Raw genomic sequence first — 22,298 nt, forward strand, 5'->3', positions numbered from 1 at the left:
GCTAGCTCGCGTGCTTACAGGTTGATCAGCGTTTGGTCGACGGTCTGCTGCGTCTTGATCGTCTGCGCGTTCGCTTGGTAGTTGCGCTGCGCCGTGATCAGATCGACGAGTTGGCTCGTCAAATCGACGTTCGAGTTCTCGACCGCGCCGCCCGTGAGCGTGCCGTGGTTCGTGCTGCCCGGTGCCGAGACCTGCGGCACGCCCGAAGCCGACGTCTCCGCGTATTCGTTGCCGCCGAGGTTTTGCAGGCCGTTCGGGTTGTTGAAGTTCGCGAGCACGATCTGACCGAGCGACTGCGTGCGGCCGTTCGAGTACGTGCCCGAAATCGTGCCGTCCGCGCCGATCGAAAAGTTCGTGAGCTGGCCCGATGCGTAACCGTCTTGCTTCAGGTTGTTCACGCCGTCCGCGCCGCCGTACTGCGTCGTGCCGGCCAAATTGAGCGTGAGCGATTGCGGCGTCGCGCTGCCGTCGGTGTTCGGCACGCTGAACGTGATCTGGCCGGTGGCGGGCGAAGTCGCGGGTGCCGTCGGCGTGGTCGAGGTCAGTGCGCCGGCCGTGCTGAAGCCGACCGAGCCGACCTTGCTGATCGCGCCCGAGGCCGGGCCCGAGTAGACGTCCCAGCTATTCGTCGCGGTCTTCACGAAATACATGTTGACCTGTTGCGAGCCGCCGAGCGAATCGTAGGTCTGGATCGACGTCGAGTAGTTGTACGTCTGCGAGTTCGTCGACACGAACGGCGTCACCGCCGGCACCGCATCCTGCGCGTTCAGGTTCAACTGCGCGGTGATGTTTTGCGTGGCGATCGGGGCGATGTTCGTCGTCGGCACTTGGATCGGCACCGTTTGCGCCGAGTTGATGACGCCGTTCGCGTTCGCCGCATAGCCCATCAGTTGCAGGCCTTGCGAGTTCGTGATGAAGCCGTTCTTGTCGAGCTGGAACACGCCGTTACGCGAATACGTGACGGTACCGTTGTTCGACATCTGGTAAAAGCCCGTGCCGTTGATGGCGACGTTCAGCGCTTGGCCCGTCGTGTTGAACGTGCCCTGCTTGAAATCTTGCTGCACGCCCGAAAGCTGCGTGCCGATACCGATTTGATCGTTGACCGACGTCGCGATCGTATTCGCGTACAAGTCGGCGAACTGCGCCGTGCTTTGCTTGAAGCCGACGGTGTTCGAGTTGGCGATGTTGTTGCCGATGACGTCGAGGTCGTTCGACGACGCGGACAAGCCGCTCAAGCCTTGCTGGTAGCCCATTTAGCGGTCTCCCTTCGGATGAATTCGTTGGTTCGTAACAGTTACAGGATGGCGGTCACGCTGGTCATGCCCACCGTGGTGCCGTTATTGAGCATGAGGCCCGTGCTGCCGTCGCTTTGCTGGACCACGCTTTGCACTTGCGCGCCCGTGAGCGCGGTGACTGCCGCCGTCGCGCCCGTGCCGCCCGTGCCCGCGGCGGAAATCGAGTAGGTGCCGTCGGGCAGCGTGTTGCCCGACGAGTCGACCGGCTTCCACGTGACCGGCACCGTGCCGGCTTGCTGGGCGCCGAGATCGAGCGTGTTGACGATGTTGCCCGACTTGTCCTTGACGGTGACCTTCAGATCCGAGACCGCGGACGAGAGCGACACGCCGAAGCCCGTCGACGCGCCGTTGCCCACCGTCGTCGTCGCGCCCGTCGCTCCGGCGGGTACGAGCACGTTCTGGCCGATCAGCAGCGACGCTTGAGCGCTTTGCCCGGCCGAGAGTTGCGAGGCCAGCGAAGTCAACGTCGTATTCAGTTGGCTGATGCCCGTCACCGTGTTGATCTGGGCAAGCTGCGAGGTCATTTGCGAGCTGTCCATCGGGTTGCTCGGATCTTGGTTCTGCAACTGCGTGACGAGCAACTTCAAAAAGGTCGTCTGCAGCGAGGTGCTCGAGTTCGACGACGACGCGCTCGAACTGGAATTCGACGAGGTGCCGTTGATGGTATCGAGCAGTTGCTGCGAAACGGTGCCGCCGCTGCCGATGGTCGTATTGGATGACGTCACGAAAATCTCCTCAGGTGCCGATCGTCAGGGTTTTCAGCATCAGGTTCTTGGCGGTGTTCAGCGTCTCTACGTTGGCCTGGTACGAGCGCGAGGCAGAGATCATGTTCACCATCTCCTGCACCGGATCGACGTTCGGCATCGTCACATAGCCGTTCGAGTCTGCCGCGGGGTTGCTCGGGTCGTAGGTGGTCTTCATCGGCGTGGGATCGTCGATGACGTTCGTCACCTGCACGCCGCCCACCTGCTGACCGCTCGCGGTCTTCTCGCCGCCGAGCGGCTTGACCCCGAACACGACCTGCTTGGCGCGGTACGGCTGACCGTCCGGGCCCGTCGTGCTGTTCGCGTTCGCCAAATTCGACGCGGTCACGTTGAGCCGCTCCGATTCGGCCGACAGCGCCGAGCCCGCGACGGTGAAAATGTTCATCAATGCCATGGCTGAGTGCCTCTTTCGATCGACGCTTGAATGATTCGAAAACGGTAATAAAAAAGGGCCGCGCGGCGCTTAGCCGCCCGAGGTGATCGCGGCGAGCATCTGCTTGATCTCTTGCGTCATCGCGGTCATGCCCGATTGGTAATGCACGGTGTTGTCGGCAAATTGCACGCGTTCCGAGTCCAGATCGACGGTGTTGCCGTCGAGCGAGGGCTGAGTCGGAATCCGGTAGGCCAGCGTGCCGTAGTCCTGGCTTTGGCCGCCCGTCGGGATCAACTGCACGTGGCCCGTCATATGGCCGCGTTCCGTGGACGCCATCGTCATGCCGCTCGTCACGCCGGCCGGCTGCGCCATCGGCAACGGTGCCGTGCCCGAGCTGGCCATCGCGCTCGAGCCTTGCGCCGCGCCGCTGCGCTTCAAGGCGACGGCGAGCGAGGCGCCGAAATTCACGTCGCGCGCTTTGTAGCCGGGCGTGTCGGCATTGGCGATGTTCGACGACAGCAGCTCCTGCCGGTAAGCGCGTACATCGAGCGCTTCACGACCGAAGGCAAATTCGGCATCGAGTTTGTCCAGCATCGGGTTTCTCCGTAACTCAAGCGTCGGCCGCTTGGTGCCGCTTCTCGGCTGCACCCCGGTTCGGGACGAGGTGCACTGGGAAGGCTTTTTTGCATGACGTGCATCTTAGGGGCGGCAGGCAAGAGCCAATCGGACGAATAACCGGGGAAGCCGCCCTCTATTCAACGTTTGCGCGCCTCGCGCGAGCCCTAGAATTCGTTTCGTCGTTCGAATTGTTCCGATGGAGAAATCGATGTCCGTATCCGCCGTTTCCGATCCCGCGCGCCGCCATGGCCCGCGCGCCCTCGGCCGGCGGCATGCTCGCCTCGCGCGTGCGGCGGCCGGCTTGCTCCTCACCGCCGCGGCGCTGGCGCCGTTCGGCGGGGCGCACGCGCAAAGCGCGGGCGCGAGCGCGAGCGCGAGCGGACAGATCTATATTCCCGGCCCGGGCGAGACGCATGCGAGCGCGCCGAGCGGCACGATGATTTCGATTCCCGGCCCAGGCGAATCGCGCGGCGCGGCACCGGCCGGCGCGGCACCGGCCGGAATGATCGTGATTCCGGGGCCCGGGGAAACGGCTTCGGCTTCCGCCGCGGGCGCAGGCCAGAGCCAGAGCGCCGTGGTCAATATTCCGTCCCGAGCCAGCATCCAGCCTCGGCCCGTGGCCGTCCCGGCGGTCAATCGTCCGATGCCGGTCGTCGTCACCGCCCCGCAGCGCACCGTCCGTGGGGTACAACCGATCGCGATGGAGCAACCCGCCGCCCGTCTCAACGCGGCCGCGGCAAGCGCTCCGGCCGGTGCGCAAGTGTCGCCCGCCACGCCCGTCGCGGCTGCCGTGGCGCCGGCGTCGAACGCTCCCGCCGGTCAAGAAGACGGCGAAACGATCCGGCGTGCTGCACTCGCTTTCCTTCAGCAACAAACGCTCGGACTACCCGGCAAGATCACGATCACCGTGGCCCCGAGCTTCCCGCGCGGCCTAGCCGCCTGTGCGACGCTCGAGCCGTTCATGCCGACGGGCGCCCGGCTCTGGGGCACGACCTCGGTCGGCGTGCGCTGCGCCGGCGCCAAGCCATGGACGCTGTATCTGCAAGCCCGCATCGCGATCGAGGCCACCTATTACCTGGCGGCCCACCAAATCGAGCCCGGCACCCTCATCACGCCGCAAGATCTCCTGGCCCGCAACGGCGATTTGTCGAATCTGCCGCGCGCGATCGTCACCGATCCGTCGCAGGCGGTCGGCTCGACGGCCATCACGCGCATCGGCGCGGGCGTCCCGCTGCGGCAGGATTTGCTCAAGAGCGCCAGTGCGGTCACGATCGGCCAAACGGTCAAGGTCGTCGCGCAAGGGCAGGGATTTTCGATTTCGTCCGAGGGCAGCGTCATGAACAACGCGTCGCCGGGACAGCAGGTACGCGTCAAGATGGCTGGGGGACAGATCATTTCTGGCACAGTCGTGGATGGCGCGACCGTGCAGGTGCAGATGTAGATGTAAAAGTAGAAGTGACAGGCTGACCGGGCCGATGGGCCGAGACGGCCGGTGCGTGGAGGCGCCGGGTGGATCGACCCCAAAAGCCCGGGCAGCGTCGACAGGTGTTCTTCCCGATTGCGCTAAAGTTTCGCCGAGTGTCGCCGTTATCACACTCAAATCGAAATCGTTCGGGAAGCTATCGTGAAAGTCGATTCCACCTCCACTTCGAGCCTGACCTCGCCCAAGGGCGGTGTGCAGGGTACCCGTCAAGGCGGCCAAGCCGCGGCCAGCGCTGCTCCGACGGGCGGTAACGCCGCGCCGGCGCAAAACGCCGGCGGTGACGCCAATGTCAGCCTATCGGGGCTGTCGTCGCAATTGCGCTCGCTCGCAGCATCGGGCGAGGCCGACATCGACGTCGCGCACGTCGAGTCGATCAAGCAAGCAATCGCCGACGGCACGCTGACGATGGATGCGGGCAAGATCGCGGACGGCATTCTCGCGACGGCTCGCGAATTGTTGAAAAATCAGTCGACTGGCGGCTGACACGGCGGCATTGGCTGCCGTGCGTGCCCTATCGGCTTCGTTTGAGCGCGCGCACGCGCACCTGAGTTTTTGGCGGATGAAATGAGAGACGCCCTACTTGCCACCGTGACCGAAGAACACGCGACGCTCGAAGCGTTCGCGTCCTTGCTGATGTACGAGGAAAAAGCGCTCGCCGCGGTATCGCCGCTCGAGACGCTGCCCGGCATCGTCGAGAAGAAGACTGAACTGACCGAAAAGCTCGCGGCGCTCGAAAAGACGCGCGACGAGCAGCTTCGCCAGATGGGCTTGCCGGCCGGCTGGAAAGGCATGGAGCTCGCGATCGCCGATGATCCGCGTCTGGGCACGCAGTGGCAGCTCCTGCAAGCCGTCGTGCAACGGGCGCGCCGCGCGAACGCCGCGAACGGCTTGATGATCCGAATCCGGATGAACTACAACCAGAGCGCGCTCGCGATCTTGCGCGGCGGCAATACACGTCATGCGGCCAGCGTTTATGGGCCGGACGGGCGGATGGCGACCGTTTGATTCGCCCGCGGTAGGACAAGGACGCAGAAAAACCGGACGCTTCAGGGCGTCCGATTTTTTTGGAGCTTGGTTGTCGTCACGCCGGACCGACGTATCATCGCCGGCCTCGACGCCAAACATCCATCACACGGCAGTCGCCTGCATCCGCAAATGGTGCGCGAGTCCAGGAGGGGGAATCGTGAAGCTCTTCGTCATCGGCGATCGGCACGCAGTCGTGACCTACGATCCCGACATCGAAATGTTTAGAGGCGAGTTCGTCGGTCTGAACGGCGGAGCCGATTTTTACGCAGGCGAGATTGCATCGCTAAAAGTCGAAGGGGCGAAGTCCCTGGCAGCATTTTTCCAAGCCTGCAGGGAAAATGGCATTAGGCCCGAAAGCCGCGACTGAAGCACATCAACCCGCCCGCACTCCACCCACGATCTCATCCGTCGTTCGCACCGTTGCGTAATCCATCGCGAGATTCGCCAACGACAGCGCGTGCACGTCCTCGGCCGGCCAAAGCCGCCCGCTCGAATCGCGCAGATCGAACGTAAACGCCGCGTCCGACGCCACGGTCGCCTCGAACCCCAAATTCCCCGCGCTTCTCGCCGTCGCTTCGACGGAATTGTTCGTGATCACCCCGGCGATCACGAGTTGAGCAATGCCGCGCACGCGCAGCCACCGTTCGAGACCGCTCGCAGCGAACGCGTCGGGCACGTTCTTTTCGACGACGTGCTCATGCGCCAGCGGCGCGAAACGCGGCTGGAACTCGGCACCGCTCTGGCCGGGCCAGAAGATCGACTCGGGCGAGCGGGAAATATGGCGGACATGGACGATCGGCCTGCGCGTCGCGCGCCAGGCGGCCAACAAGGCTTCGATATTGTCTTCGGCGTCAGGATTGTTGCGCCGGCCGAGGTTCGGCCGGTTGATGCCGTTTTGCATGTCGATGACGACGAGCGCGGCGTTCTCGGCTAGCGGACTCATCGTCTATCGCCCCTCCGATCCGGCAAAGTTCAGCTCGACGCCGTTACCGGCCGGATCGACGAAGAACAACTGCCATTGATCGAGCACCGGCACATGACCTCGCCGGAAATCGACGCCGCGCGCCCGCAAGTGCGCTTCGAACGCGGCCAAATCCACGCATTCGAAGGCCACGTGATCGAACGTGCCGCCCACGTGCGGCGAACGCTGCTCGTGGGACCGCGCTTCGGACAGATGCAACACGGCCTGCTCGCCGATGTAGAGCCAATAGCCGAAACTGCCGAACGGCGGGCGCGATCCCACGCGCAAACCCACTACGTCGACGTAGAAGTCGCGCAAAAGATCGAGCATGGCTCGATCGGCACGTAGGTTGTAGTGGCTAAAGCCCGTGACAGGCATGCGATGCTCCCGCGGCGGTGCCGGCCTCGGACGAAGCGGCAATGCGGAAGATATTAACGCGAGGCTCGATCGGACGTGCGTGATGCATGCATCGAACGCGGGTCGATCGCTTTCACGCCTCATGCGTGGGGCGGACGGGCATGGGCCGCCGCCGTATGGCTAGGTGCCGCGCGAGTCGGAATCAGTCGACGCTCGCCCAAGCCATTTCGCGCAGCTTCGCGCGCAGCCGAGCCACGGCTTGGCTGTGCAACTGGCACACGCGCGACTCGCTCACTTCCATCACCGCGCCGATCTCGCGCAGGTTCATCCCGCGCTCGTAGTAGAGCGACATCAAGAGCTTCTCGCGCTCCGGCAATTTCTCGATCGCCTCGACCAGCGCCGCGCGCAAGCTCTCGTCGAGCAGCGCGGAGAGCGGGTCTGTGTGATCGACGCAGTACCGGTCGAGGAACGGCTCGTCGTCGGCGGAGCGATCGAAGTCTTCGTAATAGATGAGCTGGCTGCCGTGCAGATCCTGCAGCATCGACTGGTACGCCTCGAGCGGCATCTCCAGATGATCGGCCACCTCGGTCTCGCTCGCGGACCGGCCGAGACGCTGCTCGACATGGTGCACGGCCGATTCCACTTCGCGCGAGGTCTTACGCAAGCTGCGCGGCAACCAATCGTTGTTGCGCAGCTCATCGAGCATCGCGCCGCGAATACGCTGGCTCGCGTAGGTTTCGAATTGCGCGCCTTGATCTTCCTTGTAGCGGCTCGCCGCATCGAGCAAGCCGATCATGCCGGCTTGAATCAAATCGTCCAAATCGACGCTCGCCGGCATTTTCGCCACGAGCTGCAGACCCAATCTGCGCACGAGCGGCGCGTATTGCGTCAACACATCCGTCTGGGACATTTTCCCCTGAGCGTTGTACATCGAGGGCCCCCTTCTCCTTGTCCCTAACGTTTCAAGCATGTTGGCGTTCGACCTCACCCGCGTCGGCAATCGCCGACGCCGGTCTAGCCGAGCGCACCGTGACTTCAGAGCGCGGCGAAACCATCGCCGGGCGCATCGGCCAATACAACATTTCCGCGGCAACGTGCCGAAAATCCCGCGCCGACTGAGCCGACGGGAATGCATCGACGACGCACCTCCCAAGTTCCAGCGACCGCTCCATCAGCGAATCGGCCGCCACGCATCCGGCATCTTCGATCGACACGGTCAGATAACGCGCCGCCACTTCGGCGAGGTTATCGAACGTCGTGTGCGCATCGGCAAGGCTCGATACGTGATTCACGAGCACGCGGAACTGCGCGATCGCGTGTTCGAAGTGCAAGCGCTTCATGCAGGCATACGCTTCCGTGATCGCGGTAGCCGCCACGCGCGTGACGATCAGGACATCGTGCGCTTGGCACGCGAGCGGCGAGAGCGCGCCTTGGCGGTCGAGCCGCGCATCGACGAGCACCACGTCGGCCGGACCGGACAGCAGCAAACCCAGTTGCGCCGCGCTATAGCCCGCACAGTTCTCGCGTGACGCGGCGAGTACCGAAAATCCCAACTCGTGACGCGCGCACGCCTGGTCCAGCGCGATCTCGCCGTCCATCAGCGCGCGCAGCGAGCCCGCGCCGTGCAAGCCGCCCAGCATCGCCGAGACCGACCGGCTGCCGAGGCGCTCGTCGATCACGAGCACGTCCTTGCCGAGCGCGGCCAGCGCCGCCGCCAAATTGACCACGGTGGACGTACAGCCGACGCCCACGGGCCCGCCCGTGACGGCCACCACGCGAGAGCCGCTCTTCGCGAGCAGCCGGCGCAGCCCTTCTGCCTGATCGGTGACTTGCTTAGCCAAAGCGAACCTCGTGAAGTTCGGCGCTCGAGCGGCTCGACAACGCCGAGAGCAAGGCGGGAATTTCGTCGTCGTGCGGGACGAACGGCGAGCCGTCGCGCGGAATGCAAAACGCGCTTTTGATCAAAAACTTCTTCGTTGCGACGTACAAGTTCTCGGGCACCTTCTGTCCCGTCGACACGTAGTGCACGGGCAGCTTGTAGCGGATGACCGTGTCGAGCACGCCGCCGAGGTTCGTCGCCTCGTCCAGCTTCGTCAGAATGCAGCCGGCCAGCTCGGGTTGCCCCGGTGCGCTGCGATAGGCCTGCACGACTTCGTTGAGCGTGTCGCCGTGGCTCGTCGCGTTCAGCAGCAGCAGCCGCTGAACCGGCTGGCCGGCGCCACACAGCATCGCGATTTGATCCGAGACCGTACGATCGCGCTGGCTCATGCCGATCGTGTCGATCAGCACGATGTGCTTGTTGCGCAGCTCGGCGAGCGCGAGTTGCAGATCGGCCGCGTCCTTCACCGCATGCACGGACACGCCGAGGATCTTGCCGAAAATGCGCAGTTGCTCGTGGCCGCCGATCCGGTAGCTGTCGGTCGTGAGCAGCGCGACCTTGCTCGCACCGAAGCGCATCACGCAGCGCGCGGCGAGCTTGGCCGTGGTCGTCGTCTTGCCGACGCCCGTCGGGCCCATCAGCGCGAACACGCCGCCGCGCTCCATCAGCGCGTCTTCGTTCTCGAGCACGGGAAGATTCGAGGCGAGCACCTGGTTCACCCAGTCCATACCCGCATCGACGTGCTCGACTTCGGGCATGTTCTCCACCACCATCCGCACGAGTTGCGCGGAGAAACCGGCCGAGAACAGCGCCTTCGTCACCTCGCCGTTCACGGGGCTGCGGCGTTGGCGCTCGCCCCATGCCAGCCCGGCGAACTGCTCTTCCATCATCCCGCGCATCGCCGAAAGCTCGCTCATCACCGTTTGGTTGACGATCTCTTCGATGCGCGCACGCACGGCATCGGCCATCGCATGCGCTTCTTGCTCACCGGCGCCTTCGAAGGCCGGCTTCACGCGCGGCACGGCGCGGCGCGCCGCGACGCGGGCGGCTTCATGCGCCCAGTCCGGCAGTTGCGTCTTCTCGTGTTCTTCTTCCGCCAACACGCGGCCCGGCGTGCCGAGGCCCTTGGCGGCGGCCGCCGCGGGCGTCATCGTATGGGCGCGCGAGCTGTGGGCCGCGCGCTCGCTTTGCGCGGCGATGCGGCGGGCGTGATCGATCAACCAGGGATTCGTCTCGGCCATCGTCAGCGACGCATCGGCGGCCTCGGCGGCGCTCAGGTTCGGGGCGCTCGGGGCGTTCGGGGCGCTCGCCGGTGCGGTCGAGCGCGTGGCGAAGCTCGCACGTTCACGCTCGGCGAGACGCGGCGCAGCGATCGAGGCGCCGTCAGGCAGCGAGGCACGGCCTTCGTCGGTTGCGGCGGCGCCCACTTCGGGGCTCGCGCCGAATACCGCGGAAAACACGTCCGGCATTCCGTTCGCGTAGGGGTTCGAGGCCATCGCGCCCGACGCCGGAGCCGAATACGAGGCGGCCGGCTGCGCAGCGGTCAAGCTCGCATAAGGATTGGCACCCGGCGCGGGCAAGCCCGGCATCGCGCCGTGCGAAGCGGCGTCGCCGGCATCGGGGGCGATCTGCGCGAAATCGGTATCGGCGAGCGCGACGATTTCCACACTGCCGTCGTCATTGGTCCGGTTCGACAACACGACCGCGTCCGCACCCAGGGCCTCGCGCACGAGACGCAGCGCGTCGCGACTCGTTGCGCCGATGAATTTACGAATGTTCAAGCTTGACCCCCGATGAGGTTAACGACTTTGATCGTGCGGGTCTCGGGCACTTCGGCATACGAGAGCACTTTCAATTGAGGCAGGCTGCGGCGCAGGAATCGCGCAAGCATCGCGCGCAGCGCGTGCTGCACGAGCAGCACCGGAGGCAGCCCGGCATTTTGTTGACGGTTGATCGCCTTTTGCGTCGCCGCCAGAAGGGTGTGCGCGAGGCCGGGCTCGAGCCCGGGGTTGGCGCCCGTCGCGAGCGCTTGCGACAGCACGCGCTCGAGGTTCGAATCGAGTCCCATGACCTGCATTTCGCTGATGCCCGGGTACCACTGCTGCGTGATCGCGCGGCCCAGGGCCAGACGCACGCATGCGGTCAGGTCGTACGCGTCGGTCAGCTTGGCGGCGTGCTCGGAGAGCGCCTCGAGGATCGTGCGCATGTCGCGGATCGGCACGCCTTCCTCCAGCAGGTTTTGCAGCACCTTTTGCAGCGTCGTGAGCGACAGCGTCTTCGGCACGAGGTCTTCGACGAGCGAAGGCGCGTCCTTGCCGGTGCGCGTGACGAGCGCTTGCACTTCCTGGCGGCCGAGCAATTCGGCGGCATGCTGCACGACGAGATGGTTCAGGTGCGTGGCGACGACCGTGCTCGCATCGACCACCGTGTAGCCGTATACCTGAGCTTGCTCGCGCAAGTTCGTGTCGATCCAGATCGCCGGCAAACCGAAGGCCGGATCTTGCGTGGGCTGGCCCGGCAGTGCCGCCGAGACTTGGCCCGGATTGATCGCGAGCCACTGGCCGGGATACGCCTCGCCCACGCCCACCTCGACGCCCTTGAGCGCGATCCGGTAACCGTTCGGGCGCAGTTCGAGGTTGTCGCGAATGTGGATGACGGGCGGCAAGAAGCCGATTTCCTGCGCGAACTTCTTGCGGATGCTCTTGATGCGCTTGAGCAATTCGCCGTCGGTGTTCTTGTCCACGAGCGGAATCAGGCGATAGCCCACTTCCAAGCCGAGCGTGTCGATGAGCGTGACGTCGTCCCAGCTTGCTTCGTTGTTCTCCGCCAGGGCCGTGACGGCCGGGGCGACATCGACGAGCGAAGCACCGCTCTTGGCCGCTTCGGCGCGCTTTTTCATCGTGCGGCCGAGTTGGATCGCGCCGCCGCCGAGCAGCAAGAACGCGAAGTGCGGCATGTTCGGGATCAGGCCGAGCATGACGATGATCGTGCCCGTGATGATCAGGACGCGCGGATTCGTGAACAGTTGGCCTGTCAGCTGGGTACCGATGTCCTCGTCGGTTGCGACGCGCGAGACGATCACGCCGGCCGCCGTCGAGATGACGAGCGAGGGGATCTGTGCAACGAGGCCATCGCCGATCGTGAGCAGCGTATAGGTCTTGGCCGCGGTGCCGATGTCCAAGCCGTGCTGGGCGACGCCGACGATGAGCCCGCCGAGCACGTTCACGACCATGATGATGAGACCCGCGACCGCATCGCCGCGCACGAACTTCGAGGCACCGTCCATCGCGCCGTAGAATTCGGCTTCCTGCGACACGGCCTGGCGGCGTTTGCGCGCACCGGCTTCGTCGATGAGACCCGCGTTCAGGTCGGCGTCGATCGCCATCTGCTTGCCGGGCATCGCATCGAGCGTGAAGCGAGCGGCCACTTCGGCGATCCGGCCCGCGCCCTTCGTGATCACCATGAAGTTGATGACCATCAGGATCACGAACACGACGATACCGACGGCGAAGTTACCGCCGACGAGGAAGTGACCGAACGATTCGATGACCTGGCCGGCGGCGCCCGGGCCCGTATGGCCTTCGAGCAGCACGACGCGGGTCGAGGCCACGTTCAGCGACAGGCGCAGCAGCGTCGAGAACAGCAGCACGGCCGGGAACGCCGCGAAATCGAGCGGCTTTTGCGTGTACATGCTGACGAGCAGCACCATCACGGACAGCGCGATGTTGAACGTGAACAGCAGATCGAGCAGGAACGGCGGCAACGGCAGAATCATCATGCCGAGGATCATGCAGATCAGGATCGGACCCGCGAGTGCGCGCAGGTTCGTGCCGCTCAGGGCTTGCCCCTTGCCGAAAAGACTTCCGACGCGCGCGTTCATGCCGATGCTCCTTCATTTGCGTCGCCGAGCGCTTCATCGGCTTCTTCGCGTTCGTCGGCCGCGGAAATCGGGCCCTTCGTGTCCATGTCCGCCGGCACCTCGAGTTCGGTCGGAGCGGCCGGAACGTCGCCGCCTTCCGCGCGGAACTTGCGCAGCTGATACACCCACGCCAGCACTTCGGCCACCGCGTTGTACAGCGTGCCCGGGATTTCCCGGTTCAATTCGACGTTGTGATAAAGCGCGCGAGCAAGCGGCGGCGCCTCGAGCAGCGCGACGTTGTGCTCCGTGGCGATTTCGCGGATGCGGGCCGCGACGAGGTTCACGCCCTTGGCCACGACCTTCGGCGCGCCCATTTCGCCATCGGCGTACTGCAGCGCAACGGCGTAATGCGTCGGGTTGGTGACGACGACGTCGGCCTTGGGCACCGCGGCCATCATGCGGCGCCGGGCGATCGCGCGCTGCTGCTGGCGAATCTTGCCCTTCACGTGCGGATCGCCTTCGCTTTCGCGGTGTTCGCGCTTCACTTCTTCCTTCGTCATGCGCAGCTTCTTGTGGTACTGCCAAAGTTGATAAGGAACATCGAACGCCGCGAGCAGGAACATGCCGGCAACGGTCGTCGCGCAGCACACGGCGACGATCGACATGCCGTGTCCGAGCGCCCGCAAGAGCGGCTCGCCGGCGAGCCCGAGGATCTGATCCTTGCGCTGCCACACCGCCGCGCCGCCGATAACGCCGACGAGCAGCGTCTTGACGAGCGACAAGCCGAGCTGGACCACGCCGTTGATCGAAAACATGCGGCCGACGCCGGCGATGGGGTTCAAACGCTCCAGCTTCACTTCGAATACTTTCGGCGACAGCAGCCAGCCGCCGAGCGCCATGGGGGCGGCCACCGCCGCCAAGCCGGTCAGGGCGAGAATCGGCACCACCGCCATCAGGCCTTCGCGCCCCTCGTTCGCCGCGCCGATCAACATCCGGTTCGTGTCGTGCAGCGTGGCGTGGTCGAACATGAACGCACCGCGCATCAAGTGCTGCAGGTGCATGCCGATCGGACCGGCCAGGCCCCAAGCGCCGAAGAAGCCCGCGGCCAGCAACGCGAAGGTCGCCAGCTCACGCGAGCGCGCGACCTGCCCTTCCGAGCGCGCCTTTTCCAGGCGCCTGGGGGTCGCTGCTTCGGTTTTCTCGAGGTCGCTGTCCTCTGCCACAGGGAATTTCTCCGCAAGAATCACGGCGACATGCCGTTATCCAGTGAGAGCGATTATTCCCGGACGGGTCAATGGACGATCGACGGATAAGGCGGGGGAAACGGGTGCATTTCGAGTGATCGGCGCCCGGGCCGGTCGCGCGCGAAAGCGAACGCGCCGAATTCCGGCGCGCCGTCGAGAGAAGCGCAGATGCGGGTGATTTGGCCCCGAATGATTCGGGGCCGCGAGTCAGAAGGCGACGAACGGGCCGGCACCACCGGAGCCGGACTGGTCGAGCCCGTAATAGACGTTATGGCCGTAGAAGAAAGGCATGCCGATATCGACGAACGCCGCGCCGCCTAGGTTGCCGGCCAAGTCGTCGAGCGCGAAGTTGCCGTTGGCCAGCAAGTTCGTTGCGTTGGCGACCGCCATCGATACTGCGGGACCGCCCGGCGCGCCCGAGGTGGACGCGTTGTAGCTCGCGACGTTGACGGTGCGGGTCACGGTCGACGGCGGGCAGTAGAACGACGAGGCGGCGCCCGAGCAGTTCGCCAGCGTGCCGTCGGTGAAGAAATACGCGTTCGATCCCGAATCGAAGAAGGCCGTGGTCGCGCTGCCCGCGAACGTCGCATTGACGTCGCCGTATGGGTTCGTCGTGAACTTCGTCGCCGAGCCCGGCAGGGCGTTGTTCGACTGCGTATTGATCCCGAATGTCAGCGTTCCGGTGGCGGTGGCCTGTCCGCTGGGCCCGATGGCCGGCATCGACAGCATGATGCCGTTGTTGTCGGAGGGGAACTTCGGTACCGGATTGGTCACTTGCTGCGCGATCGGCATCAGGGTTTGTACGCAGTTCGTATTGCCCGGACAGGCGTAATAGTCGCTGTTGCCCACGGGCGATACCGCGCATCGCGCTCCACAATCGCTCGTCGCCACGCCGATGCCGAGAATCCCGTTCGCGCTCAAATCAGCGGGCGTCAATTCCAAGACGCCCGACGCGCACCCGCCGGTGACGACGGCACTGGGCGACAGGTCGCCGATTACCTGGATCGGCAAGCTGGCGGCCGACTCCCCGCCGATTTTTACATCGGCGGTACGCACGCTGCCCCACGTATGGCCGTCGGCAAACGCCGTGCACTCGGCGACCGGAACCCCGGCAGCCGCTTCCTGCGGCAACGACCCGAGCACTTGACTCATCGCCGAACTGGCCAGCCGCAGACCGAACGATTCGGTGTCCACCTGCACATTGTCCACCGTTTGACAGACGCTCGAACCCGGCACGCAGATCGTCACGCTGACGGTCGGAATATTGGCGACGCGCTGCACGCCCTGTGCGACGGTGACCGCCACCTGATTCGCCGCCACTTGGCCGCCGCCCCCGCCCGAGCTCGACGAACTGCTCCCGCCGCCTCCGCCGCAGGCGGCCAGGAGCACGGCCATGGCCGCCACGCCGAGCGCGCCCAGCGCCCGTACGACTGTGCTGTGAGTACGCAAGATGGTTCTCCCTATTCGCTCGGTTATTTGACGTCGGCGCCGGTGATGCCGGCCGGCAGTGCGCTCGGCAGCCATGCTTGGCCGAAGAACGAGCCCATGTGGCCGCCCGAATGAACGACGAGATCGGACGACTCCACGGCGACCGGCCCTCGGCTATGGCGGGCCGCATGGATGGCCTTGACGCCGCTTGCGTATTGCGGGAAGTAATTCCCGAGCAGCCCCTGTAGATCGGGCATGCTCGGGCCGTTCCATGCGATGGCGAAGACGTTGCCGTCCGCGCCGACGTACTCGCGCACGGTCGTTCCGCTCGAATAGGTCGTGATCCGGACGGAATACGCGGCCGAAGCCGGAGCGCTTGCGCTCGAACCGCCTTGCATCGCCGAAGCCGCACGCGTGACCGGTGCCGCCATGGTCGCCGTGGCGTTGGGAGGAGTAGGCATCGGGGCGCCGCCCAACACGGCCCAAGCGGTTTGCGTCATGCCGAGCGCCGCGCAAAGTACGAGCGCCGCCGGTCCGGCCGCGCGTAAATAACGTTTCGACATCGGATCGGCTCCTCCAAGAAGGTTGTTGTAAGCGCGTGGCTTTTGCCTTGCCACGCTCGGGCGATCTCCGCCCGCATCTGAAATCTAGTACATGCGACGGCGGCCCATCGAGCGCTTTTTCGGGGCAAAGTTCGTGCCTGAGCCGGCCGATGAGCAGCGGCCGCCGATGCGATCAGTCAAGGCGGGGCGAAGACGCGAGCCGCGCACTCGCGGGCGGCGCGAAGGATGGAGCGGAGAAAGGAAGAAGGGAGGAAGAAAGGGCTCGCGCGGCGCCCCCGGACGAAACTCGACCAGACCCGGTGGGCAACCGCGCTGCCGGTCATCCGCAGACGGCGGGGCCGCCGGCGGATGAGCTTTGCTAGACGACGCGGGACTTAGAACGCGAAGAACGCGGGCGTGGCCGAGCCGAAGGTATTGGTCGACGAAGGATCGTAGTTCACGTAGACCGTGCGCCCGTAGAAGAACGGCATACCGAAATCGAACGCGGCGCTCGTGCCGGAATTGCCGCCGACGTTCTCGAACGCGAAGCCGCCGCTATTGAACAAGTTTTGGGCATTGGCAATACTGACCGGGATCGACACATTCGTGCCGTTGTAACCCGTCGCGGAAGGCAGCCGCGACACCGGCGAACTCGGACAGAAAAAGCCCGTGCTGATCGTGCAGCCGGCGATCGAGCTGTCAGGGAAGAACAGACCGTTCGAACCGGTGTCGAAAAACGCGGTCGTCACGCCGGTGCCGGAAAGCGAGGCGCTTTGTGCCGTGCCGAAATGGTCGGTCGTCACCGTCTGAATGCCCGAGGTCGGCAACGTGTTGTTGCTTTGCGTCCCGAGCCCGAACGTCAGCGTGCCCGTCACGGTCGTCGCGCCCGTGGGTGCGACGACCGGCATGTTCAAGATCACGCCGTTGTTGTCGGTCGCGAAGAAGGCAATCGGGTTAGCCACCTGCTGTGCAAGCGGAACACCCAAATCGCCGCAACTGGTCGTGCCGGACACCGTGGTGCAGCCAAAATATGTGCCGTTCGGGGCACTCGTACAGCCTCGGCTGCCCGAACCGCAGTCGTATTTTGCCGTCCCGATACCGAGAATCCCGTGAGCGGCGATTTGCGACGAGGCCACGTTCAGCGTGCCGCTCGCGCATAGGTTGCTCGTCCCGCCGGCCGCCGATTGAGGGAGGTCGCCCAAGACTTGCACGGGGATGTTCGACGCGGTCTCTCCGCCGATCGTCACGTCCGCCGTCCGTACGGTGCCCCACGAGTTGCCGTCGACGAAACTCATGCATTCGGCCACGGTCTTGCCGCTGACCGATTCAGTCGGCAGCGCACCCGACATCGTGCTGTTCAACGCATCTTGGGTCAGCCGCAAGCCGTCCGAGCCCGTGTCGAGTTGGATGTTGTCGATCGTCTGGCAGGTGCTCGTGCCGTGGACGCACACCGTCACGCTCACCATCGGCATGTTCGGGGCATGCCCCGTCAAGCCCGACGACACGACGACGGCCGCTTGATTTGCGGCCAGCGTGGTTCCCGCGGTGCTGCCCGTGCTACCGGTGCTGCCCGTGCTGCCGGTACTACCCGAGCTGGTCGACGCAGCCGTGCTCGATCCACCGCCGCCACCACCACCGCCGCACCCGGCGACGAGAGCGACAGCCGCTGCCAAGCCGAACGCGCCGAGCGCCCGGGCCAATTTGCTTTGAATACGCAACATGGTTCTCCTCGAGCTCGTTCGTTAACGGATGTCGGCGGCGCTGACGCCGGCCGGCAACGATTGCGGCAAGTAGGCCTGCCCCGAGAACGCGCCCATATGGCCGCTTGAACGCACGACGAGCCCCGGCAATTCGAGATCGAGCGGACCCCGGCCCGGATTGGCGGCCCGCAAAGCGGCACGCGAGCTGTCGAATTGCGTGAAATAGGTACCGAGCAGTGTGGCCAAATCGGGCATGCGCGGCCCGTTCCAGGCGATACCGAACACCGTGCCGGCGCTGGACACGTACTCGCGCACGACGGTGCCGGAGGCAAGGGTCGTTTCCGTAACGGAGTACGACGCCGTAACCGTGGCGCTTGCCGCGCCCGATGCGGCGTGCATGACCGCGGTGGGTCCGGCGGAAGTCGCCCCCGGCGGCGGCGGCGTGGGCGTCCCGCCCAGTGCCGCGAAAGCGGGGGTGGCCATGGCCCAAGCCCCACAGGTCAGCGCCGCGCAAAGCACGGCGCGCATCGGTCGATTCGACATCGCAAAAAGCCTCTTATGGTTGGTTTTTATTGCGCCCCTCGGCGCTTTTTTGTCCGGCACCATCTTTTGAAACCATCGATGCCGATAGGCCGGCACCGAGCGCGCGGGGGATGGGCCGAACTACGCCCCGCTCGACACGCAAAGAGGCGGCGCCGCGCACAGGCGGGCCGCCTCTTGTTACTCGAAACAAAGGAATTGCGTCAGAAACCGAGGCTTGCGAGCAGATCGTCGACGTCGGATTGATCCTGCACCACGTCGGTGCGCCCCTCCGGGTTGATCTGCGGCCCGTTCAGCAAGTGATCGGGCGTGGCCGTCGGATTGGGATCGGCAGCCAAGGATGCCGCCGTTTGCGCGAACTGTTCGCGCCGCTCGGGGGCGATGTTCTCGACGAGCACGGTCAGCAATTGCTGCTCGATCACGTAGACGACGTCCATGATCTTCTTGATGACCTGGCCCGTCAGATCCTGGAAGTCTTGCGCGAGCATGATCTCGAGCAGCTTCTGGTTCGTCGTCGCCGTCGCGTCGGGCACGCGCGACAGGAATGCGCGCGTATCGGTCATGAGCGTGCGCACTTCCTCGCGCTCGATCGGGGCGGCGAACCAGCGCTCCCAGCGGCTATCGAGTTCCGCGGCATCGGCCTGCAGCTTCTCTTGCAGCGGCTTGGCGATGTCGATCGCAGTCAGCACGCGTTCGGCGGCCTGCTCGGTCATGTTCGCCACGTACTTGAGCCGATCGCGCGCGTCGGGCACCGCCTCGGCGGCGAGCTCGACATGCTTGTCCAGACCGAGCTCGCGCATCGAATCGCGCAGCGTCTTGGTAAGTTGACCGATCCGCGCAAGGATGCGATCGGTAGTCAGATCGGGGCCGTCCGCGCCGTCCGAATGCGCATTGCTCTGTTGATCCACATCAGCTCCCGGTCTTCGCCATCTTTTCGAGAATCTTCGTGAGCTTTTCGTCGAGCGTTGCGGCGGTAAAGGGCTTCACGACATAGCCGCTCGCGCCGGCCTGCGCCGCCGCGATGATGTTTTCCTTCTTCGACTCGGCCGTCACCATCAGCACGGGCAAGTGCGAGAGCGCGGCATCGGCGCGGATACGCTTGAGCATTTCCAGGCCGTCCATGTTCGGCATGTTCCAGTCGGAAATCACGAAGTCGAAGCCGCCGCCTTGCAGGCGCGACAGGCCCGCCGCGCCGTCTTCGGCTTCGTCGACGTTCGAGTAGCCGAGTTCTTTCAACAGGTTGCGAACGATCCGGCGCATCGTCGGAAAATCGTCCACGACCAAAATCTTCATGCTTTTGTCCATCTTTCTTCCCTTTAACCCTAATTGGTCGGCGCAAGAACCGGCCTGCCGCCGGTCACACGCGCTGCACTCGATCGCCCATCGCCGCCAGTCTCGTCATCACTTTGCGGCTCATTTCCGATAAAGGCGCGACCTCGTCGGCGCCGCCGAGCGCGATCGCCTCGCGTGGCATGCCGAAAACGATGCAACTCGCCTCATCCTGCGCGAGAGTGTATGCGCCTGCATTTCTCATGTCTAACAGTCCAGCGGCTCCGTCGCGGCCCATACCCGTCAAAATCACCCCAATGGCGTTCTTGCCGGCATGCTGGGCGGCCGAGCGGAACAGCACGTCCACCGAGGGCCGGTGCCGGTTCACGGGCGGATCGTCGGAAAGATGCGCGATGTAATTGGCACCGCTGCGCGCAAGCAACAGATGTGCATGGCCGGGGGCGATGTACGCATGGCCCGGCAACACCCGTTCGCCATGTTCCGCTTCCTTCACCGTAATCCGGCACAACCCGTTCAGGCGCTGCGCGAACGACTTCGTAAAGCCGGGCGGCATATGTTGCGCGATCAAGACGGCCGGCGCATCGGGGGGAAGCGGCACGAGCACTTCACGGATTGCTTCGGTGCCGCCCGTCGAGGCGCCGACGATGATGAGCTTCTCGGTACTGACGAGCGGGTTGTTGAACATCGGTGCATGCGTCACCGCGGCCTGCGCCGCGCTCGCGCCCGCGGCCGGAGCCGGCGCCGCCGCGCGGGCCCGAACCCGCGCGCGCGCCGCGGCCCGGATCTTGTCGGCCAGCTTTTCGGCGTAATCGAGCATGCCTTCGCGAATGCCCACCTTGGGCTTGGTGACGAAGTCCACCGCGCCCAATTCGAGCGCGCGCAACGTGATTTCGGAGCCGCGCTCGGTCAGCGAGGACACCATCACCACCGGCATCGGCCGCAGCCGCATCAGCTTCTCGAGGAAGTCGAGCCCGTCCATGCGGGGCATTTCGACGTCGAGCGTCAGCACGTCGGGGTTATGCTGTTTAATGAGTTCGCGTGCGACGAGCGGGTCCGGCGCCGTCGCGCAGACCATCATGTCGGGCTGACTATTGATGATCTCCGTCATCAAACTGCGAATCAGCGCCGAGTCGTCCACACACAATACTTTGATCTTCTGCAAGGTACTACGCCTCCTCTACGGTCTTGGCGCTGTTGATTGGCGTCGCGGCGCGCATGGGCGTGCCCGCGAGCTCGGGGCGCGCTTTCGCGGCGGGCACGCCGAACAGTTCGATACGCGGTTTCTGCGTTTGGCCGTTGGCCGCGAACAATTCGGCATGGCCGCTCGCGCGCGCCGCGCGAGCGTGACGGGCCGCCCGCGCTTGCTCCACTTGTTTGGCAAGCGCCTGTTCGCGCTCGGCCACGGTCGGATCTTGCTGCAACCGCAACTTCTTGACCATAGCCTGACCGGTATCGGGCATGAACGCGACCTTACGGGGATGCACGCCCTGCAAATCTTCCGCGACGATGCGGATCTTCTCGAGCCCGAGATAACGACGCACGAACTCGGCGTTGCGATCGCCGATGTTGATCGTGGTCATGCCCGCGAGCACCGCCGCCCCGCCGAACACCTTCGCTTCGAAACGCTCGCGGCGGCCGCCCATTTTAATCAGTTCGTTGATGAGCACTTCCATTGCGTACGCACCGTAGCGCATCGAATCGGAAGCCGCTTGATTGGGCTGCTCGCCGTCGTCGGGCAGCATGAAGTGATTCATGCCGCCGATACCGGCCGTACGATCGTGAATACAGGCCGCCACGCACGAGCCGAGCACGGTGACGAGCACCATGTCCTCTCGCGTCGTGTAGAACTCGTTGGGCAGCAGCTTCACGCCGCGCCGCCCGAAATGATTGTCGAAATACAGATTCGTCGCGATCGGCAGTGCGCTCATACCGTCACCTCCTGGTGCGTTTGAGAACGCGATGCGCGGCCGCCCGCTTGCGAATCGCGCGCAAGCTCGTACACCGTCTGGCCACGCAAACGAAACGCCTGCGTCACATAGGTGAAGTTCTCGGAGTGACCGGCGAAGAGCAGTCCGCCCGGCTTCACGAGCGGCTCGAAACGCGAGAGCACTTGCGACTGCGTCGGCTTGTCGAAGTAGATCATCACGTTACGGCAAAAGATCGCATCGAACGGCTGACGCAGTCCGTAGTCGGCATCCGTCAGGTTCAATTGCGCGAAGCGGATCATCGAGCGCAGTTCGGGACGCACCTTCACCAAGCCCGCGTGCGGGCCCGTTCCCTTCAGGAAAAAGCGCTTCAGACGTTCCTGGCTCAGTTGCTTGACTTGGTCGAACGCATAGACGCCCGCTTCGCCCTTGGCGAGCACTTGCGTGTCGAGATCGGTCGCGAGGATCGTGGCTTGGCGCGCCTGCGACTCGCCGAGCGCCTCGACGAGCGTCATCGCGATCGTGTACGGCTCCTCGCCGGTCGAGGCGGCCGAGCACCAGATTGAAACCGGCTGCTGACGACGCTTCACGAACTCCGCGAGGATCGGAAAATGATGCGATTCACGGAAGAACGCCGTCAGATTCGTCGTCAGGGCATTCGTGAACGCTTCCCACTCCTCGGGGCTGTTTTCGGCTTCGAGCAGATCGAGGTAGCGGCGGAAGTTGTCCAAGCCGCGCGCGCGCAGGCGTCGTGCGAGACGGCTATAGGCCATGTCGCGTTTGTGTTCGGACAGCGAAATACCGGCGCGCCGGTGAATGAGCTCGCGAATGCGGGCGAAATCGGCGGACGTGAACTCGAAATCGCGATCGGCGAAGCCGGAGCGATCGGCAAGACCGGGCCGCTCGTCGGCGCGGTCGCCGAGTCCGCTGGGCTCGGTCCGTTCGGCCCGAGAAAATGCGCGCGCTGTCGTCATGGTCCTTCTCTCACTTCGTGATGGCCGGCGCGAACCGGTG

Annotated in this window: 24 protein-coding genes; 4 read left to right on the forward strand and 20 right to left on the reverse strand. The window is 64.9% G+C overall.

The window, feature by feature from the left end:
- Positions 1-14 precede the first annotated feature (14 nt).
- The 4 genes from flgE to flgB all read right to left on the reverse strand — a co-directional run bounded on the left by flgE (position 15) and on the right by flgB (position 3,026).
- Positions 15-1,253: a flagellar hook protein FlgE gene (gene flgE, locus C0Z18_RS03920; protein ID WP_102644081.1), complete on the reverse strand. Its 1,239-nt coding sequence runs from the start codon at positions 1,251-1,253 to the stop codon at positions 15-17.
- 41 nt (positions 1,254-1,294) lie between these two features.
- Complete coding sequence (locus tag C0Z18_RS03925) at positions 1,295-2,020, reverse strand: flagellar hook assembly protein FlgD (protein WP_102644082.1); 726 nt, start codon at positions 2,018-2,020, stop codon at positions 1,295-1,297.
- A gap of 10 nt (positions 2,021-2,030) precedes the next feature.
- The gene (flgC, locus tag C0Z18_RS03930; protein WP_102644083.1) at positions 2,031-2,453 is read right to left on the reverse strand and encodes a flagellar basal body rod protein FlgC; all 423 of its coding nucleotides are present in this window, start codon (positions 2,451-2,453) and stop codon (positions 2,031-2,033) included.
- Positions 2,454-2,522: 69 nt separating this feature from the next.
- Positions 2,523-3,026: a flagellar basal body rod protein FlgB gene (gene flgB / locus C0Z18_RS03935; RefSeq protein WP_102644084.1), complete on the reverse strand. Its 504-nt coding sequence runs from the start codon at positions 3,024-3,026 to the stop codon at positions 2,523-2,525.
- A gap of 232 nt (positions 3,027-3,258) precedes the next feature.
- On the opposite strand from flgB, the gene flgA reads away from it, so the two are divergent.
- The 4 genes from flgA to C0Z18_RS33390 all read left to right on the forward strand — a co-directional run bounded on the left by flgA (position 3,259) and on the right by C0Z18_RS33390 (position 5,926).
- Entirely contained in the window at positions 3,259-4,491 is a 1,233-nt protein-coding gene (gene flgA / locus C0Z18_RS03940; RefSeq protein WP_102644309.1) for a flagellar basal body P-ring formation chaperone FlgA, read from the forward strand.
- A gap of 183 nt (positions 4,492-4,674) precedes the next feature.
- Complete coding sequence (gene flgM, locus C0Z18_RS03945; RefSeq protein WP_102644085.1) at positions 4,675-5,016, forward strand: flagellar biosynthesis anti-sigma factor FlgM; 342 nt, start codon at positions 4,675-4,677, stop codon at positions 5,014-5,016.
- Positions 5,017-5,097: 81 nt separating this feature from the next.
- Positions 5,098-5,538 (forward strand): flagella synthesis protein FlgN, encoded by a 441-nt coding sequence (locus tag C0Z18_RS03950; RefSeq protein ID WP_102644310.1) that lies wholly within the window; start codon positions 5,098-5,100, stop codon positions 5,536-5,538.
- Between the two features lie 178 nt (positions 5,539-5,716).
- Positions 5,717-5,926 carry a type II toxin-antitoxin system HicB family antitoxin gene (locus tag C0Z18_RS33390; RefSeq protein ID WP_233216990.1) on the forward strand — a complete coding sequence of 70 codons (210 nt, stop codon included), beginning with the start codon at positions 5,717-5,719 and terminating at the stop codon, positions 5,924-5,926.
- 6 nt (positions 5,927-5,932) lie between these two features.
- Here the strand turns inward: C0Z18_RS33390 and C0Z18_RS03960 are convergent, their stop codons facing one another.
- From C0Z18_RS03960 to C0Z18_RS04035, 16 genes are all read right to left on the reverse strand, one after another.
- The gene (locus tag C0Z18_RS03960) at positions 5,933-6,502 is read right to left on the reverse strand and encodes a cysteine hydrolase family protein (RefSeq protein ID WP_102644086.1); all 570 of its coding nucleotides are present in this window, start codon (positions 6,500-6,502) and stop codon (positions 5,933-5,935) included.
- Positions 6,503-6,505: 3 nt separating this feature from the next.
- Complete coding sequence (locus C0Z18_RS03965; protein ID WP_102644087.1) at positions 6,506-6,898, reverse strand: VOC family protein; 393 nt, start codon at positions 6,896-6,898, stop codon at positions 6,506-6,508.
- A 181-nt stretch (positions 6,899-7,079) separates the two neighbouring features.
- Positions 7,080-7,808: an RNA polymerase sigma factor FliA gene (locus C0Z18_RS03970; protein ID WP_102644088.1), complete on the reverse strand. Its 729-nt coding sequence runs from the start codon at positions 7,806-7,808 to the stop codon at positions 7,080-7,082.
- A 31-nt stretch (positions 7,809-7,839) separates the two neighbouring features.
- Positions 7,840-8,718: a MinD/ParA family ATP-binding protein gene (locus tag C0Z18_RS03975; RefSeq protein WP_102644089.1), complete on the reverse strand. Its 879-nt coding sequence runs from the start codon at positions 8,716-8,718 to the stop codon at positions 7,840-7,842.
- Positions 8,711-10,537, reverse strand: coding sequence for a flagellar biosynthesis protein FlhF (gene flhF / locus C0Z18_RS03980; RefSeq protein WP_102644090.1), 1,827 nt, complete (start codon positions 10,535-10,537; stop codon positions 8,711-8,713). The genes C0Z18_RS03975 and flhF overlap by 8 nt, the downstream gene beginning before the upstream one ends.
- Positions 10,534-12,636 carry a flagellar biosynthesis protein FlhA gene (gene flhA / locus C0Z18_RS03985; protein ID WP_102644091.1) on the reverse strand — a complete coding sequence of 701 codons (2,103 nt, stop codon included), beginning with the start codon at positions 12,634-12,636 and terminating at the stop codon, positions 10,534-10,536. Before flhA ends, flhF begins: the two co-directional genes overlap by 4 nt.
- Complete coding sequence (flhB, locus tag C0Z18_RS03990) at positions 12,633-13,838, reverse strand: flagellar biosynthesis protein FlhB (protein WP_102644312.1); 1,206 nt, start codon at positions 13,836-13,838, stop codon at positions 12,633-12,635. The genes flhA and flhB overlap by 4 nt, the downstream gene beginning before the upstream one ends.
- A 228-nt stretch (positions 13,839-14,066) precedes the next feature.
- Positions 14,067-15,308, reverse strand: a complete 1,242-nt coding sequence (locus tag C0Z18_RS03995; protein WP_233217003.1) for a DUF3443 domain-containing protein — start codon at positions 15,306-15,308, stop codon at positions 14,067-14,069.
- Between the two features lie 23 nt (positions 15,309-15,331).
- Positions 15,332-15,850 (reverse strand): DUF2844 domain-containing protein, encoded by a 519-nt coding sequence (locus C0Z18_RS04000; protein ID WP_102644093.1) that lies wholly within the window; start codon positions 15,848-15,850, stop codon positions 15,332-15,334.
- 374 nt (positions 15,851-16,224) lie between these two features.
- Positions 16,225-17,550, reverse strand: a complete 1,326-nt coding sequence (locus C0Z18_RS04005) for a DUF3443 family protein (protein WP_233217005.1) — start codon at positions 17,548-17,550, stop codon at positions 16,225-16,227.
- Between the two features lie 21 nt (positions 17,551-17,571).
- Positions 17,572-18,072 (reverse strand): DUF2844 domain-containing protein, encoded by a 501-nt coding sequence (locus C0Z18_RS04010; protein WP_102644314.1) that lies wholly within the window; start codon positions 18,070-18,072, stop codon positions 17,572-17,574.
- Positions 18,073-18,272: 200 nt separating this feature from the next.
- Positions 18,273-18,977: a protein phosphatase CheZ gene (cheZ, locus tag C0Z18_RS04015; protein ID WP_102644094.1), complete on the reverse strand. Its 705-nt coding sequence runs from the start codon at positions 18,975-18,977 to the stop codon at positions 18,273-18,275.
- Between the two features lies 1 nt (position 18,978).
- The gene (cheY, locus tag C0Z18_RS04020) at positions 18,979-19,374 is read right to left on the reverse strand and encodes a chemotaxis response regulator CheY (RefSeq protein ID WP_102644095.1); all 396 of its coding nucleotides are present in this window, start codon (positions 19,372-19,374) and stop codon (positions 18,979-18,981) included.
- A 52-nt stretch (positions 19,375-19,426) separates the two neighbouring features.
- Positions 19,427-20,521 carry a protein-glutamate methylesterase/protein-glutamine glutaminase gene (locus tag C0Z18_RS04025; RefSeq protein WP_102644096.1) on the reverse strand — a complete coding sequence of 365 codons (1,095 nt, stop codon included), beginning with the start codon at positions 20,519-20,521 and terminating at the stop codon, positions 19,427-19,429.
- Between the two features lie 4 nt (positions 20,522-20,525).
- Complete coding sequence (gene cheD / locus C0Z18_RS04030; RefSeq protein WP_102644097.1) at positions 20,526-21,287, reverse strand: chemoreceptor glutamine deamidase CheD; 762 nt, start codon at positions 21,285-21,287, stop codon at positions 20,526-20,528.
- Positions 21,284-22,258: a CheR family methyltransferase gene (locus C0Z18_RS04035; RefSeq protein WP_102644098.1), complete on the reverse strand. Its 975-nt coding sequence runs from the start codon at positions 22,256-22,258 to the stop codon at positions 21,284-21,286. The genes cheD and C0Z18_RS04035 overlap by 4 nt, the downstream gene beginning before the upstream one ends.
- Positions 22,259-22,298 lie beyond the last annotated feature (40 nt).

Source organism: Trinickia dabaoshanensis (assembly GCF_002879885.1).
In the GTDB taxonomy this organism is placed as follows: Bacteria; Pseudomonadota; Gammaproteobacteria; order Burkholderiales; family Burkholderiaceae; genus Trinickia; species Trinickia dabaoshanensis.

Bases quoted from the DNA above. Each gene is read 5' to 3' on its own strand.
- flgE (WP_102644081.1), bottom strand. From the start codon at position 1,253: ATGGGCTACCAGCAAGGCTTGAGCGGCTTGTCCGCGTCGTCGAACGAC.
- flgC (WP_102644083.1), bottom strand. From the start codon at position 2,453: ATGGCATTGATGAACATTTTCACCGTCGCGGGCTCGGCGCTGTCGGCC.
- flgB (WP_102644084.1), bottom strand. From the start codon at position 3,026: ATGCTGGACAAACTCGATGCCGAATTTGCCTTCGGTCGTGAAGCGCTC.
- flgA (WP_102644309.1), top strand. From the start codon at position 3,259: ATGTCCGTATCCGCCGTTTCCGATCCCGCGCGCCGCCATGGCCCGCGC.
- C0Z18_RS03950 (WP_102644310.1), top strand. From the start codon at position 5,098: ATGAGAGACGCCCTACTTGCCACCGTGACCGAAGAACACGCGACGCTC.
- C0Z18_RS03960 (WP_102644086.1), bottom strand. From the start codon at position 6,502: ATGAGTCCGCTAGCCGAGAACGCCGCGCTCGTCGTCATCGACATGCAA.
- C0Z18_RS03965 (WP_102644087.1), bottom strand. From the start codon at position 6,898: ATGCCTGTCACGGGCTTTAGCCACTACAACCTACGTGCCGATCGAGCC.
- C0Z18_RS03970 (WP_102644088.1), bottom strand. From the start codon at position 7,808: ATGTACAACGCTCAGGGGAAAATGTCCCAGACGGATGTGTTGACGCAA.
- flhA (WP_102644091.1), bottom strand. From the start codon at position 12,636: ATGAACGCGCGCGTCGGAAGTCTTTTCGGCAAGGGGCAAGCCCTGAGC.
- C0Z18_RS04000 (WP_102644093.1), bottom strand. From the start codon at position 15,850: ATGTCGAAACGTTATTTACGCGCGGCCGGACCGGCGGCGCTCGTACTT.
- C0Z18_RS04005 (WP_233217005.1), bottom strand. From the start codon at position 17,550: ATGTTGCGTATTCAAAGCAAATTGGCCCGGGCGCTCGGCGCGTTCGGC.
- C0Z18_RS04010 (WP_102644314.1), bottom strand. From the start codon at position 18,072: ATGTCGAATCGACCGATGCGCGCCGTGCTTTGCGCGGCGCTGACCTGT.
- cheY (WP_102644095.1), bottom strand. From the start codon at position 19,374: ATGGACAAAAGCATGAAGATTTTGGTCGTGGACGATTTTCCGACGATG.
- cheD (WP_102644097.1), bottom strand. From the start codon at position 21,287: ATGAGCGCACTGCCGATCGCGACGAATCTGTATTTCGACAATCATTTC.
- C0Z18_RS04035 (WP_102644098.1), bottom strand. From the start codon at position 22,258: ATGACGACAGCGCGCGCATTTTCTCGGGCCGAACGGACCGAGCCCAGC.